Raw genomic sequence first — 15,136 nt, 5'->3', positions numbered from 1 at the left:
ATTTGGTGCATTTAATACTTTTGCAAAATATTCTGGATAGCCATTTTTCCACCATCCAACACGTGTTTTATCAGGATAATAGACTCCTGCAATATAACTTCCTTGAAATGTGCTTCCCGTATATTTTTCTTCAAAATTTGCTCGTTGTCCCATGGCTCCATTACCAATGCTAAACAAACTTTCTGAAGATTTTACCTTTGCTGTATCAAATCCTTCTTCGAGAATAGACCAGGCATTTGGTTTTATATAATCTTGATTCATTTTTTTTCTTTTGAGAGAAATAAACAGAGAAAAAAGAGTAAATACAAGCTAAAAATAACTTAAGATTGTTTCTTTTTTCCTGTTTCTGGTTTCTTATTTTTCTATTAATTTTTGGATAAAATTGAGACTAATTTCTGTAAAATCTTTGAAGTTAAATTGTGCTTCAGAAAGTACATTTTCATCTCCAATACCAATACTTATCATATTTGCCGCATTAGCAGCTTCTACACCAGCTACTGCATCTTCAAAAACCACACAATCACTAGCTTCTACTTTTAACTGTTTTGCTGCTAATAAAAATACTTCTGGGTCTGGTTTTGCTTTGGTAACATGATTGCCATCTACAATTGCATCAAAATAATGTAGTAAACCTACTTTTTCTAAGATAGGTTGGGCATTTTTACTTGCAGAACCCAAGGCAATTGGTATGTTATTATCTTTTAAATATTGTAAAACTTTTGGTACATCAGGTAAAATTTCTGATGCATCCATATTTTCTATATACTCTAAATAATCTACATTTTTTTCGAGCATCCAAGTATCAAATTCTTTTTGTGTAGCTTCTCTATTACCAATTTCTAACAAAATTTCTAAACAACGCTTTCTACTTACGCCTTTAAAAAGTTCGTTTTGTTCTTTGGTAAATTCAAAACCTAATGTGTTTGCTAACTTTTTCCAAGCTAGATAATGGTATTTTGCTGTATCCACAATAACACCATCTAAATCGAATATTAATCCTTTTGTCATTTTAATTTGATTGTACTACATCATCTACATCTTTTACTTTGTAGACTAAAGCTGCAGCAATTAAAAAACTAATTCCACTAATAATTAAAGCAAAAATTGCTTCATTGTTATAAGCGTACTTTACTAATGGCCCACCTATTAAGGCATTGATGATTTGAGGTATTACAATAAAGAAATTAAAAATCCCCATGTAAACTCCCATTTTTTTAGCAGATATAGAACCTGCTAAAATAGCATAAGGCATTGCTAAAATACTTGCCCACGCAATTCCTACTCCTATCATAGAAACAATTAACCAATTTTTATCTGGCATAATGTAAATTGATAAAAGCCCTAAACCTCCAATAATCAATGATATGGAATGTGTACGTTTTCTTCCTATCTGTTTTGCAATGTATGGCAAAGCAAAAGCATAAAATGCGGACACTAAATTGTAAATCCCAAATAGGATTCCAACCCAATCTCCTGCATCTTGGTAAGAAGTACTACTACTATCTGTATGTGGTAAACCATAAATATGTTGTGCTATTGCTGGTGTTGCAAAAACCCACATACCAAAAAGACCAAACCAAGAAAAAAATTGCACCCAACTTAATTGGCGCATTGTGGTTGGCATTTTTTTAAAATCTTCAACAATATCCCATAAACTAGAACTTTCTTCTTCTAGGACTTCATCTGAATCTGTATCAAAACTTGCTAATTCTTCAGGAGAATATTCTTTTGTAGTAGATACTGTAACTAAAATTGAAATGATTAAAATGGCTGCACCAATAATAAAAGACCAAATTAAATTATCAGGCACAATACCTTGTGATGTTTTGTTAGAGACACCAAACCAATTTGTTAATGCATAAGGCAACCAAGACCCAACAACCGCTCCAAAACCAATTAAAGCTGTTTGTACACTAAATCCTAAAGTTCTTTGATCTGTTCTTAAATTATCACCTACTAAAGCTCTAAAAGGCTCCATTGCAATATTAAACGAAGCATCCATAATCATTAAAAAACCTGCACCAACCCATAAAGCTGGTAAAAAGGCAATAAAAATATCAGCTTGTGGCATTAATATTAAACCTATAGAAGCCAAAATTGCTCCAACAAGAAAATAGGGTTTTCTTCTACCAAAACGCCCCCAAGTTTTATCACTATAATGACCAATAATTGGCTGAACTATCAACCCCATTAAAGGCGCAATGATCCAGAACCAAGAAAGTTCATGAACGTCTGCTCCAAAAATTTGTAAAATTCTACTTGCGTTTGCATTTTGTAGAGCGAAACCCATTTGTATTCCTAAAAATCCGAAACTCATGTTCCAAATTTGCAAGAAGCTTAATTTACGCTTTTCCATTTATCGAATATTATTAAATGAATATTACGATAAGTTTTGTGACTTATCAATTAATAAAGTGTGGAATGTAATTTATTGATAAATCTTAATATGACAACAAAGATATATTTATTTTATGAATTTGATAAAATTTTGACAAAATATTTACGACGACGGTTTCGTAAAATCATAATTTTACGAAAAACACTACGAAATCGGTTTCGTAGATTCGCGTAGTTTTAAATCGCTTGAAATCACTATTTTTTTAGGTTTAAATAACTCGGTCTCGTTTTCTATTCTTTCAATTAATAAATCTACCGCTTGTTTACCCATTGTAAAACCATGCTGTGCAATTGTAGTAATAGATGGCGAGGAATATTCTGAGATTAAACCATCTGTAAAACCAATAATCGAAATATCCTCTGGCACCTGAAACCCTTTATCTTTCGCTACTTTCATAGCGTTTGCAGCATATATTTCATTTACAGCAAAAATAGCATCTATATCTTGTTGAAACACATTTTCTATTTGTGGCCTTATATCTACTTTTTCATCAATTTCTACAATTAAATCCTTATCTGTTTTTATATAGTCTTCTATTAAAGCCTTTTCATAACCTTGTCTTCTTAAAGCCCCTACGTTTACGTGGTTCGGTGTAGTTATTAAAGCGATTCTTTTTCTATCATTATCTAATAAATGTTTGGTTGCTTTATAACCTGCACCAACATCATCTACTACAACTTTATCACATAAAATCTCGTCTACAACCCTATCAAACAAGACTAAAGGAATTTCCTCAGAAACCAATCCTTTAAAATGATTAAAATCCTTATTTTCAAGCGTTTCACTTGCAATAGAAACTATTAAGCCATCTACACTACCATTCGATAAAACCTTTAGAGTTTCGACTTCTTTATTATAAGATTCGTTAGAAAAACAAACCATTATATGGTATCCTTTTTCATTAGCTCCATGCTCAATCCCTTTAATTACAGTAGAAAAAAAGTGATGTACTATTTTAGGTAAAATAACACCTATAACTTTTGTCTTTTGATTACGAAGCTGCAATGCTAAATGATTGGGTTTATAATTGTAATGATTCGCATAAGCTTGAATTCTTTCTTTAGTCTCTTTACCAATCTCATGACTATCTTTTAAAGCTTTTGACACAGTTGATGTAGAAACCCCTAATTCTTTAGCAATTGTTTTTATGGTAATTTTCTGCTTCATTTTCTACTAAATAATTAATTTTAATCTTATATTTTGTTAATATAATCATTTTTCTAAAAAAAAGTTATCAACACGAAACCGTTTTCGTGATTTTAAGTTTACTAGATTAACTAGATTATATTCTATATTTACTCTGTGGAATGTAAATTTATTGTTAAAACAAGTCAAATTTACAGTTATTATTTAACAAATTATACATGAAAAAATTTAAATTATTTTTAATTGGTATTCTTTTAAGTTCATCTTTTGCAATGTTTGCACAACAAACAGTAAAAGGTGTAGTAAAAGAAAAAACATCGGGAGATCCTCTACCTGGTGTTAGTATTATTATTAAAGGTACCCAAAAAGGTACTGAAACGGATTTTGATGGTAACTTTAATCTACCTAATGTAAAAACAGGAGATATTCTTCTTTTTAGGTATTTAGGGTATGCTAATAAAGAAATTACAATTGCATCCAATTTTAATTTAGTTGTAGAGTTGGAAGAATCTTCTCAAAAATTAGATGAAATTGTTGTTGTTGGTTATGGTACCACAACAGTAAAAGATGCAACAGGTTCTGTAGAAGCTATTACAGCTAAAGAATTTACCAAAGGTAACATTGTAACACCAGAAAACTTATTAAGTGGTCGTGTTGCTGGTGTAAATATTACAACTAGTGGTGCTCCTGGTTCTGGTTCTCAAATTAGAATTCGTGGTGGTTCATCTTTAAATGCCTCTAACGATCCTTTAGTGGTTATTGATGGCTTGCCTTTATCTGGAGTAGATTTAAATAGTATTAACCCAAATGATATTGAATCTTTCTCGGTATTAAAAGATGCTTCTGCAACCTCAATTTATGGTTCTAGAGGTGCAAATGGAGTTATTATTATTACTACCAAAAAAGGTAGAACTGAATACACATTAGATTATGATGTTCAAGTTGGTTTTGCAGAAATTAACAACAGAGTTGATGTTTTTAATGGAGACGAATTTAGAAACATCATTAATACAAGAAGGCCTAGTGATGCTGGTCTTTTAGGAACTGCTAGTACAAACTGGCAAGATGAAATTTTTCAGAAATCTGTGGCAACACAACACAATTTAACTGCAAGAGGTGAAATTTTTGGTTTTTTACCAACGAGACTTTCTGTAAACTTTTCTGAAATTGAAGGAAATATTTTAACTTCTCAGTTTGATAGATCAAACGTATCAGTATCTATGAATCCTTCATTTTTTGATGATCATTTAAAGGTAAGTTTAAACTATAACAGAGCTTTTGTAAACAATAGATCTGCAGATGCAGGTCAAGTTAATGCAGCTTTGCGTTACGACCCAACGCAGCCTGTATATGACCCAACATCACCTTTTGGTGGATTTTATCAACATATAAACAGAACGCCTGGTGGTATTTTAGTAGAAAACGGAACCAGAAACCCTGTGGCAGCTTTGTTACAAAACAACAACAGATCTAATAGATTTAGACAATTTGGTAATTTAAAACTAGATTACAAATTACACTTTTTACCAGAAGTTACTGCAACAGTTTCAGCAGGTTTCGACAAATCTAAAGAAGACGGTTCTTTCTTTAGCCCATTAAACAGTCCTGCAAATTATACAGACTTATTTATTGGTGGCGAAGGATCTTTTACAAATGAGTTTAACAACGAAAACTTTAATGCCTATGTTACTTATGTAAATACTTTTGATAAGTTAAAAACAGATGTAATGGTAGGTTATGATTATCAATCATTTAACAGTTCTGGAGACAGCACAGGAAACCTTAGAAATCCTAACGATCAAGGTAGAACTTCTTACGTAAACACTCCTGTTGTTTTAGTTGGTTTTTTAGCAAGAGCAAACCTTACTTTTAACGAAAAATACTTATTAACTTTAAACTACAGAAGAGATGGTACCTCTAGATTTGGTCCACAAAACAGATGGGGTAATTTTGGTGGTGCTGCTTTAGCATGGAGAATGAGTGATGAAGATTTCTTAAAAGACAGTGAAGTTGTTTCTGAATTAAAGCTGCGTGCATCTTATGGTATAAATGGTCAACAAGATGGTATTGCTGGAGATTTATACTTAGATAGATATCGTTTTGGAAACCAAAACTCACAATATTTATTTGGTGGTACTCCAATACAATCTACAATTCCTTCTGAAAGAAGTAGTTTAAAATGGGAAAACACAGCAACTATTGAATTAGGTGTAGATTATGGTTTATTTAATAATAGAATTTCTGGATCTATCAATGCTTTCCAAAAAAATTCTACAGATTTATTATCTGATGCTCCTGTTGCAGATGCTTCTAACTTTACAAATAGAGTTTTACAAAATATTGGAGACTTACAAGTAAATGGTTTAGAGTTTACCTTAAATGCAGATGTGGTGAAAACCGAAGACATAGATTGGAATATCAATTTTAACGCAACATATATAGATAGAGAAATTAAAGAATTGGCATTAGGCCAAGACATTACTACAGGTGGTATTGCAGGTGGTACTGGTAACTTTATTCAACTTTATAGCGAAGGTTTTGCACCAAACTCATTCTTTGTTTACAAGCAATTATACGATAATGCTGGTAAACCTATAGAAGGTGCTTATGCAGATTTAAATGGAGACGGAATTATAAATACAGATGATAGATATCTAAAAGAAAACCCACAAGCAGATGTTAGCTTAGGTTTCCAATCAAATTTTAATTACAAAAATTTCGATTTAACATTTAATTTAAGAGCTCAAATTGGTAATTACGTATATAATAATGTGAATTCATCATTAGCTCAATACGATTTATTACAAGACAATGCAGTTTTAGGTAATATACCTACTTCTGTTTTAGATACAGATTTCCAAAGAACATCAGATGTAATACTTTCTGATATTTATTTAGAAAATGCTTCTTTCTTAAGAATGGATAACATTACTTTAGGATATACTTTTGATAGACCTATCAAAAAATTTGCCTCTAACAGCATTCGTTTATGGGCTGGTATGCAAAATGTTTTTATACTTACAAACTACTCTGGTTTAGATCCAGAAGTGTTTAATGGTATAGACAATACTATTTACCCAAGACCAAGAACATTTTTGGTGGGTGCAAACATTAAATTTTAATTAATAAAGAATTAATGATGAAAAATATTTTAAAAATAGAAAAAATAGCAATCCTTTTTCTTGTGATGGTTGTAGCATTATCATCTTGTACAAAAGATCTAGATATTACACCAAAAGATGATCAAGATTTATTAGGGGAAGATTTTTTTGCAAATGAAACCGCCTACAAAGAACTATTAGCTGGTGTGTATGCTAATTTATCTTTAACGGGTGTAGATGGTCCTGGATCATCAAACATAGATGGTTTAGACGCTGGTACGAGTCAGTTTGGTAGAGTTTTATTATACCTACAAACATTATCTGCAGATCAAATGATTTGGTCTTATGAAAATGACCCAGGAACTAGAGATATACAACGTAATATTTGGAATGCAGATGACCCTATTGTTTTAGGGATGTTTGGTAGAACTCATGTTACCATAGCTTTTGCTAATAATTTCTTAAGAGAAACTACAGATGCAAAATTAGATGAAAGAAATGTATCTTCTGCAACAAGAGCAGAAATAGTAAAGTACAGAGCAGAGGCAAGATTGTTAAGAGCAATGTCTTACTATTACATGATGGATTTATTTGGGCAAGCCAATTTTACAACAGAAGAAGACGCTATCAATGCACAACCAGAAGCATATGACAGACAACAATTATTCGATTTTGTAGAATCTGAATTACTAGCTATTGAAGCTGATTTAGCAGACCCAATGGCCATTGAACATGGAAGAGCAAGTAAAGGTGTTGCTTGGATGATTTTAGCTAAAATATACTTAAATGCAGAAGTATATATTGGTCAAGACAAATATACAGAGTGTTTAGATTATTGTAAAAAAATTATTGCTGGCGGCTACACATTAGCTACAGAATACAGCCATAACTTTATGGCAGATAATGATGTAAATTCTGCAAAAAACGAAATTATTTTCCCATTAATTTCAGATGGAACTTACACCCAAAATTATGGACCAACTACAGTTATGATTAATGGTGCTGTAGGAAGTATAGAATCAAATGGTGCTGCATTAGGTGTTGGCGCTGGTGGCTGGGGAGGAGCCCTAAGACTTAGAAAACAATTTGTACAATTGTTTGATGGAGGTATTTACAATACAGACACAAGAAACACCATTATATCTGCAGGAAGAGATATTGAAATTTTAGATATTTCTGATCAAGACCAAGGGTATATTTTAGAAAAATATTCTAACGCAACATCTACAGGTGGCTTTGGTGTAGACCAAACATTTGTAGACACAGATTTTCCACTATTTAGATTGGCAGATGTATATTTAATGTATGCAGAAGCTCACTTAAGAGGTGGTTCAGGTGCAAATCCTACAGACCTAACAACTTACATTAACTCTTTAAGAACTAGAGCTAGCAATCCGCAAAATAGTTTAACAATTGCAGATATAGATTTAGACTTTATTATAGACGAAAGAGCAAGAGAGTTACACTGGGAAGCACACAGACGTCAAGATTTAATTCGTTTTGGACGCTTTACAGGAGGAAACTATAACTGGGTATGGAAAGGAAATGGAACAAGTGGTATCTCTATACCATCAACATTAAAACTATACCCTATACCTTCAGCAAGTTTGGCTTCAAACCCAAATTTAAAACAAAACGCTGGATATTAATTTAAAATACAAATTAGAAATAATGAAAAACATAAAAAGATTTTCAGCAATAACAATTATTGGACTTGTATTAATCATGTTTACTTCTTGTGATGATAGTTCTGAAAAATTTACAATAAGTACAGCAACAGCGCCAGTTTTACAAGACTTAAACTTTAGTAGATTAGAGTTAGACGCTGTTAACACAAGCAATCCTGCTATTTCTTTAAATTGGGAAGAAGCAGATTATGGACAACAAGCAGCAGTTAATTATTTAATTCAATTTTCTAGCGATGATGCTTTTACTGAACCCGTTACAGCAACTTCTGTTACAGGACAAACTTCTATTACACTTTCAGTAAACGAAGTTAACTCAGCGGCAGGTACAGCAGGTTTGAATCCATTTGAATGGAAAAATGTGTATATACGAGTAGCTTCTACTTTGGGTACGCAAGGAAATGAGGTTGTAAATTCTAACGTAATTAGCTTAGAAGTTTACCCTTATTTTAATTATGTATTTAACGATTATTATTTAGTAGGAAATGCAACTGCACCAGACTGGAATAACAACAACAATAATCCTGCATTATTTAGAGATGCAAATGACAGTAATAAATTTTATTACACAGGATATTTTGGAGCAGGAGAGTTTAAAGTTTTAGAAGTTAAAGGTCTTTGGCAACCTCAATGGGGTACAAACGACACTTCTTCTATTGATGTAAATCCTGGTGGAGGTTCAGATCCTGGTACTTTTCCAAATAATAATAACGCTATAGCTACAGCAGGTTATTATACTTTTAGTATAGATTTTGCTAGTAAAACCTATTCTTTTGAAACTTTTGATGCAAATGGAAAAACAAGTCCAGCATCTTTAATAATTCAAGGCTCTAGTACTGCAAATGTAACAATGACTCCATTATCTTTTGATGGACATATATGGTATGCAAATGGTGTTAGATTAACACCAGGTAGCGTAGAATTTGTGACAGATACTTCAGCAAAATGGGGTGCAGATACTTCTTTCTCTGGTGTAGCAACAGATGGTGGGGGTACAATACCTGTACCTGTAGAAGATGATTATGATATCTGGTTTAATGATTTAACTGGGCGTTATATTTTAATTCCTTTAAATTTATAATATCTAATAACTCTTAATAGAAAAAAAATGAATATTTATATAAAAAGATTAAGCTACTTATTTTTATCACTTACGCTTTTATTAGGCGCTTGTGATGCTGAAGAAAGCTTAACAATAACAACACCAGAGCCTGAATTTGTCTTAAATACCCCAGGTATTAGTAACATTTTTCTAAATTTTGCATTGCCAGATAATCCTGCATTTACAATTACTTGGAAAGATGATGTTAACTCAGGAGCAACCTATAACGTAGAAATGTCTTTAGAGACAGAGTTTACAAATCCAATTGCATTGGGTAGTACAGAAAACAATAGTTTTTCGATGACTGTAAATCAGTTTAATAACATATTAAACGATGCAGATGTAAAATCATTCTCAAAAACACCAATCTTTATACGATTAAATACAGGTGCACAAACTTCAAACGCAGTACTTTTTCAAGTATCTAAATTTGCAGTAGAAATGCCTTCTATTACTGGTCCAGATGCAACTGTATCAATTATGTTATCAGATGTAGATCCAGATTTAGTAGCAACTACTATTACTTGGGATGATCCAGAAATTACAAGTACAAGTACTGTAGAAATTTCTTACGAATTACAAATGGTGAATAATGGTAGTAATTTTGATAATCCTACTATTTTAGGAGAAACTGCTGATTTATCTTTAGACCTTAAACATGGCGAATTAAACGAAGCGTTATTAGCTAATGGTGGAACTGCAGGTACAGAATCTAAATTTGATTTTAGAATTAAAGCAACTGCAAAAACAGATGCTGGAGATTTATTTAGAACTTCAGAAGTAGCAACACTATCAATTACACCTTATGATGTTGCATTGCCACCAGCTTTATATGTTGTTGGTGCTGGTGCAGTAGATGCTGGTTGGGGATGGGATTCTCCTGTAGAATTGGTTTTACAAGGAAAAAAATGGTCTGGTAATATTAATTTATCTCCAGATAATGGTGGTAATTTTAGATTTTTTACTGATAAGACTTTAGAGTGGGCTTCACCAAGTTATAATTTCCCATATTTTATAGATAGAGGTTATACAATAGATGCTAATTTTGAAGATGCAATGGATGGTGATAACAACTTTTTATTCACAGGAACTGCAGGTGCTTATTTTATTGAGATAGATACGGAAGCAGAAACCATTACTTTAGGACCCGCAGTAGTTGGTCCAAATTGTAACTACGACCAATTATGGGTTGTTGGTGCAGGTGCTGTAGATGCTGGTTGGGGTTGGTCTAATCCAATTCAAATTAGTTGTACTGGTACTGGAAAATACGAAGGCAATATCAATTTAACGAATGATGCTTTTAGATTTTTCTCTGACAGAACTTTAGAATGGAGTTCTCCTAGTTTTAACTATCCTTATTATGAAAATGAAGGATATACTATAGACTCTAGATTAGAAAACGCTGGAGATGGTGACAGTAATTTTAAATTTAATGGAACTCCTGGAGAATATGGATTAACAATAGATGATGTAAATAAAACAATTACATTAAGTGCTCCACTTCAATTATGCGACCTTGACCAATTATGGTTAGTAGGTGCAGGTGTACCAGATGCTGGTTGGGGATGGGCTTCTCCAGTTGCATTACCATGTACAGGAGCTGGAACGTATTCTGGTCAAGTAACATTTGCTAATGATTCTTTTAGATTCTTTACAGACAGAACACTAGAATGGGGTTCTCCTAGTTATAATTTTCCTTTTTACGAAGGTGAGGGATATACAATAGATGCTAATTTTGAAAACGCTAATGATGGCGACTCTAATTTTAGTTTTATTGGAACTCCAGGAACTTATACATTAACTATTAATACAGTTGACAAAACAATTGTTTTAAATTAATTTACTAAAATAACAAAAAAGGCTGTAAAAAATTTTACAGCCTTTTTTATATACTAAAAGATATATGCAAAAAAAAATATTTTTTTTTATAATAACCCTAACCACCTTTATATCCTATTCTCAAGTTACTTTAAATGTAGATGCAATAGAAGTTGATAAACCTGTTACAATTACTGTAGATATTAATAGTATAGATAGTAATTGCAATGGTTTAACAAACCCTACTAAAGTATATATGCACTCTGGAATTGGAGATAAAAATAATGCCTTTGGTTTTAGTGTGGTTGGTAATTGGGGACAAGATGATGGTGTTGGAGAAATGACCCCAAATGGAGATGGAACCTATAGTATTACAATTACACCAGAAACCTATTATAGCTTAACCCAAACACAGGCACAAAATGCTGCCCAAATTGGTATGGTGTTTAGAAATGCAGACGGTTCTCAAGAACTAAAGGATAATGGTTGTAATGACTTTATCTTCCCAGTAGGTAAGGTTCAAATAGATATTACAAATCCAACTAACGATGAAGTTTTAGTAAGTGCAGGAGAAAATTTAAATGTATCTGCAACTATTACTTTTCAAGGAAGTACAACTGTACAAGGCACATTCGAAATTTTTTATAATAATGTATCTGTACAAACAGGTACTTGTGGTTTTCCTACTTGTAATGCAACTTTAACAAATATTACAGAAAGTGGTACGGTTAGATTTGTGGGTACACCTCCAGGTTCTACAGAAACTGGTGAAGCTAGTTTTCAAGTAGTACTTGCGCCTACAGTTGTAGAAGAAGCAATGCCAACTGGTTTATTAGATGGAATAAATTACAGTGCTGATGTTACAAAAGCTACTTTAGTTTTAACTGCACCAAATAAAGATTTTGTCCAAGTAGCAGGTAGTTTTAACAACTACACTCCTACTTCTTCTTATGTAATGAAAAAAGATCCAAGCACAGGTAAATTTTGGTTAGAAATAACTGGTTTAACTTCAGGAAATATTGAAACCTATCAATATTGGGTGTATGATAAAACACCAATAGCAAACTCACCATCTATTGTTAAAACTGCAGATCCTTTTTCTACATTAGTCTTATCTCCTTTTGATGACCCAGGGATATCAAGTAATACATATCCAAACCTACCTGCATATCCATCAGGACAAGAGAGAGAAGTTACAGTTTTACAAACAGGGCAATCAAGTTACAATTGGCAAGTTGCTAATTTTAACGCTCCTAAAGAAGAAGATTTAATTGTTTACGAAGTTTTAGTAAGAGATTTTGATGCCAATAGAAGTTATCAAGATTTAATTGATAGAATTGATTATTTTAAAAATTTAAACATCAATGCCATTCAATTAATGCCAGTTATGGAGTTTGAAGGAAATGAAAGCTGGGGATACAATACTTCATTTCATATGGCTTTAGATAAATTTTATGGTACAGAAAATAAATTTAAAGAGTTTATAGATGTTTGTCATCAAAACGGAATTGCAGTCATTTTAGATGTAGCTTTAAACCATGCTTTTGGTAGAAATCCTATGGTTAGAATGTGGATGAACGATCCAGATAATGATGGTTGGGGAGAACCAAGTAGAGAAAATCCTTACTTTAATGAAACTCCTAGACATAGTTACAATGTTGGTAGCGATTTTAATCACCAAAGTACCTTAACTCAAGAATACACTAAAAGAGTTGTAAAACACTGGATAGAAGATTTTAAAATAGATGGTTTTAGATGGGATTTAACCAAAGGATTTACACAAAATTGTTCTAGTTCAGATGAAGGTTGTACAAATAATTACCAACAAGATCGAGTTGATATTTTAAAAACGTACGCAGATTATTCTTGGTCTTTAGATGCAGAGCATTATGTAATTTTCGAGCATTTAGGTACACAAAACGAAGAAAAAGAATGGGCTAATTATAGACTGGCAGAAGGAAAAGGGATTATGATGTGGGGTAAAATGACAGACCCATATAGTCAATTATTAATGGGCTTTTCCTCAAATTCAAATATAAATGCCATTGGTCATAAATCTCGTTCACAGTTTAATGGACCAAGAGTTATCGGTTATCCAGAAAGTCATGATGAAGAAAGAATAATGTATAGAGCTATTAATTTTGGTAACAGTGCTGTTTCAAATCATGATATAAAAAACTTAAACACAGCACTCTCTAGAATGTCTGCAATTGGTGCTTTTAGTTTGATGGTTCCTGGCCCAAAAATGATTTGGCATTTTGCAGATTTAGGGATGCAGAATTCTATTTTTACCTGTGATAATGGAACTGTAAACGAACCAGGTGGAACAGACGGTGATTGTAAACTATCAACAAAACCACAACCACAATGGTCAGACAATTGGTTATCGAACAACAACAGAAAGAAAATTTATGACGATTGGGCTAGAATGAACAAATTAAAAATAAGCGAACCTGTTTTTGAAGGAGATTATACAATGAATACTGGCAGTCTAACCCCAAGAATAGATGTTTTTGATACAAGTATACCAACTACAAGTCTAAGAAATGTAATTATTTTAGCCAATTTTGATGTGGTTGCACAAACTGTAAACACCAACTTTCCTTTTGCAGGAGATTGGGTAGATCTTATGGATGAAAGTGGAAATACAACCTACAATGCAGCTACCATAGTTTTACAACCAGGTGAATTCAAAGTATTTGGAAATCAAAAAGCAACTTTGTCTAATGAAGATATCTTTTTAGAAAGTACCAATTTAAAATTATACCCCAACCCTACTTTTAATGGTTTTAGCATAAACAAAGCAGTTAATGAAGTGGTTATTTTTGATTTAACTGGTAAAATTGTAAAAAGATTTATTAAAAAAAATATTGATAAAAATAACTTTTCGGTTACAGATTTAAATAAGGGTATTTATTTTACTAGAATTAAAACAACTAACAATAAAATAAAGACGAAAAAATTAATTATTAAATAATTCTTTATTTCACACACAAAATAAAGGAGTTGATTTTATCAACTCTTTTTTTGTTATGTGACTTTTCGTTTTAAATTGTTTCTAATAAATTGTTAGGGGGATAAATTATTATTTGTAAAAAATATATTACTTTTGTATACTTCCCCCACAAAAAACAAGAATATAAATGAAAAACTCTCATTTGCAAGTGTTAAAGTCTGGGGAAACTTTACACTTTAAAAAAGAACAATTAAAATTAATTGCTTTCATATACTTACTGCTACTATTTGTAAGTACAGAAACCTTTTCTCAAACCATAGCTGGTACAGGTACAGCAGCCTCTACTTGTGGTAACTGTACACCCACTGGTTGGGTAGATAGTGGTGGTACACCAGACATTTCTAACAGATTTAATGCGGGTGGGCAAGGTAGTGCTGGTGGTGACGCCACTTGGGTAAATACGCTACCCTTACCTCCTACTGGAGACTTAACTTGGATTTCTATTAGAGATATTGGTAATGGTGCTATACTTGCCGGCTCAGAAGAGTCTGTAAGCACAACTATGGGTGGCTTGGTAACAGGTAAAGTATACCGATTAAACATTTATACCCTAACCTCTTTATCAAACGCTGATGGTAATGATCCAGCAAGCACCCACTATTCTGGTACTTACATGGACGAATTTGAGTTTGAAGTAGAAGGAAATGGTAGACAGCCTATCAGAAATATTACAAGAGAAATGTGGGGTACAAAATCTGTAATTTTTATTGGAGATCCAACTAGTGGAAATATGGATTTAACATTCTACCCTAAAACAGATGCAGCAATTGTTGCGTTTCCTTACCCTGGTCTTGAATCTGTACAAATTGCCATAGAATTAAACGATTTAGAAGAGTTAGATTCAGATGGAGATGGAATTCCTGACACTGA

At 32.4% G+C, this 15,136-nt stretch carries 9 protein-coding genes and 1 pseudogene; 6 read left to right on the top strand and 4 right to left on the bottom strand.

Features of this window, described 5'->3' with window-relative positions; all coding sequences use genetic code 11:
- The 4 genes and pseudogenes from ACTG3S_RS11225 to ACTG3S_RS11210 form a co-directional block, all read right to left on the bottom strand.
- Positions 1-261 (bottom strand): annotated as a pseudogene (locus ACTG3S_RS11225) (glycoside hydrolase family 65 protein); the annotation flags it as partial.
- Between the two features lie 93 nt (positions 262-354).
- On the bottom strand, positions 355-1,008 hold the full coding sequence (gene pgmB, locus ACTG3S_RS11220) for a beta-phosphoglucomutase (protein WP_439129446.1): 654 nt from the start codon (positions 1,006-1,008) through the stop codon (positions 355-357).
- Position 1,009: 1 nt separating this feature from the next.
- A complete protein-coding gene (locus ACTG3S_RS11215; RefSeq protein WP_439129445.1) occupies positions 1,010-2,356 on the bottom strand; it encodes an MFS transporter in 1,347 nt (448 codons plus the stop codon).
- Between the two features lie 186 nt (positions 2,357-2,542).
- Entirely contained in the window at positions 2,543-3,565 is a 1,023-nt protein-coding gene (locus ACTG3S_RS11210; RefSeq protein ID WP_439129444.1) for a LacI family DNA-binding transcriptional regulator, read from the bottom strand.
- 197 nt (positions 3,566-3,762) lie between these two features.
- Between ACTG3S_RS11210 and ACTG3S_RS11205 the strand changes: the two genes are divergently transcribed.
- The 6 genes from ACTG3S_RS11205 to ACTG3S_RS11180 all read left to right on the top strand — a co-directional run.
- Positions 3,763-6,666, top strand: a complete 2,904-nt coding sequence (locus ACTG3S_RS11205) for a SusC/RagA family TonB-linked outer membrane protein (protein ID WP_439129443.1) — start codon at positions 3,763-3,765, stop codon at positions 6,664-6,666.
- A gap of 17 nt (positions 6,667-6,683) precedes the next feature.
- Positions 6,684-8,294 carry a RagB/SusD family nutrient uptake outer membrane protein gene (locus ACTG3S_RS11200; RefSeq protein ID WP_439129442.1) on the top strand — a complete coding sequence of 537 codons (1,611 nt, stop codon included), beginning with the start codon at positions 6,684-6,686 and terminating at the stop codon, positions 8,292-8,294.
- A gap of 22 nt (positions 8,295-8,316) precedes the next feature.
- Positions 8,317-9,411 carry a SusE domain-containing protein gene (locus ACTG3S_RS11195; protein ID WP_439129441.1) on the top strand — a complete coding sequence of 365 codons (1,095 nt, stop codon included), beginning with the start codon at positions 8,317-8,319 and terminating at the stop codon, positions 9,409-9,411.
- A gap of 27 nt (positions 9,412-9,438) precedes the next feature.
- Positions 9,439-11,271: a SusE domain-containing protein gene (locus ACTG3S_RS11190; RefSeq protein ID WP_439129440.1), complete on the top strand. Its 1,833-nt coding sequence runs from the start codon at positions 9,439-9,441 to the stop codon at positions 11,269-11,271.
- Positions 11,272-11,335: 64 nt separating this feature from the next.
- Complete coding sequence (locus ACTG3S_RS11185) at positions 11,336-14,227, top strand: alpha-amylase family glycosyl hydrolase (RefSeq protein WP_439129439.1); 2,892 nt, start codon at positions 11,336-11,338, stop codon at positions 14,225-14,227.
- Between the two features lie 166 nt (positions 14,228-14,393).
- Positions 14,394-15,136 (top strand): hypothetical protein (locus ACTG3S_RS11180; protein WP_439129438.1); only part of this gene is annotated, 743 nt, incomplete at its 3' end.

The sequence above is a fragment of the Polaribacter sp. genome (genome assembly GCF_965656025.1).
Classification (GTDB): Bacteria; Bacteroidota; Bacteroidia; order Flavobacteriales; family Flavobacteriaceae; genus Polaribacter.
This window is presented reverse-complemented; position numbering and strand designations above follow the sequence as displayed.

Bases quoted from the DNA above. Each gene is read 5' to 3' on its own strand.
- pgmB (WP_439129446.1), bottom strand. From the start codon at position 1,008: ATGACAAAAGGATTAATATTCGATTTAGATGGTGTTATTGTGGATACA.
- ACTG3S_RS11215 (WP_439129445.1), bottom strand. From the start codon at position 2,356: ATGGAAAAGCGTAAATTAAGCTTCTTGCAAATTTGGAACATGAGTTTC.
- ACTG3S_RS11210 (WP_439129444.1), bottom strand. From the start codon at position 3,565: ATGAAGCAGAAAATTACCATAAAAACAATTGCTAAAGAATTAGGGGTT.
- ACTG3S_RS11205 (WP_439129443.1), top strand. From the start codon at position 3,763: ATGAAAAAATTTAAATTATTTTTAATTGGTATTCTTTTAAGTTCATCT.
- ACTG3S_RS11200 (WP_439129442.1), top strand. From the start codon at position 6,684: ATGAAAAATATTTTAAAAATAGAAAAAATAGCAATCCTTTTTCTTGTG.
- ACTG3S_RS11195 (WP_439129441.1), top strand. From the start codon at position 8,317: ATGAAAAACATAAAAAGATTTTCAGCAATAACAATTATTGGACTTGTA.
- ACTG3S_RS11190 (WP_439129440.1), top strand. From the start codon at position 9,439: ATGAATATTTATATAAAAAGATTAAGCTACTTATTTTTATCACTTACG.
- ACTG3S_RS11185 (WP_439129439.1), top strand. From the start codon at position 11,336: ATGCAAAAAAAAATATTTTTTTTTATAATAACCCTAACCACCTTTATA.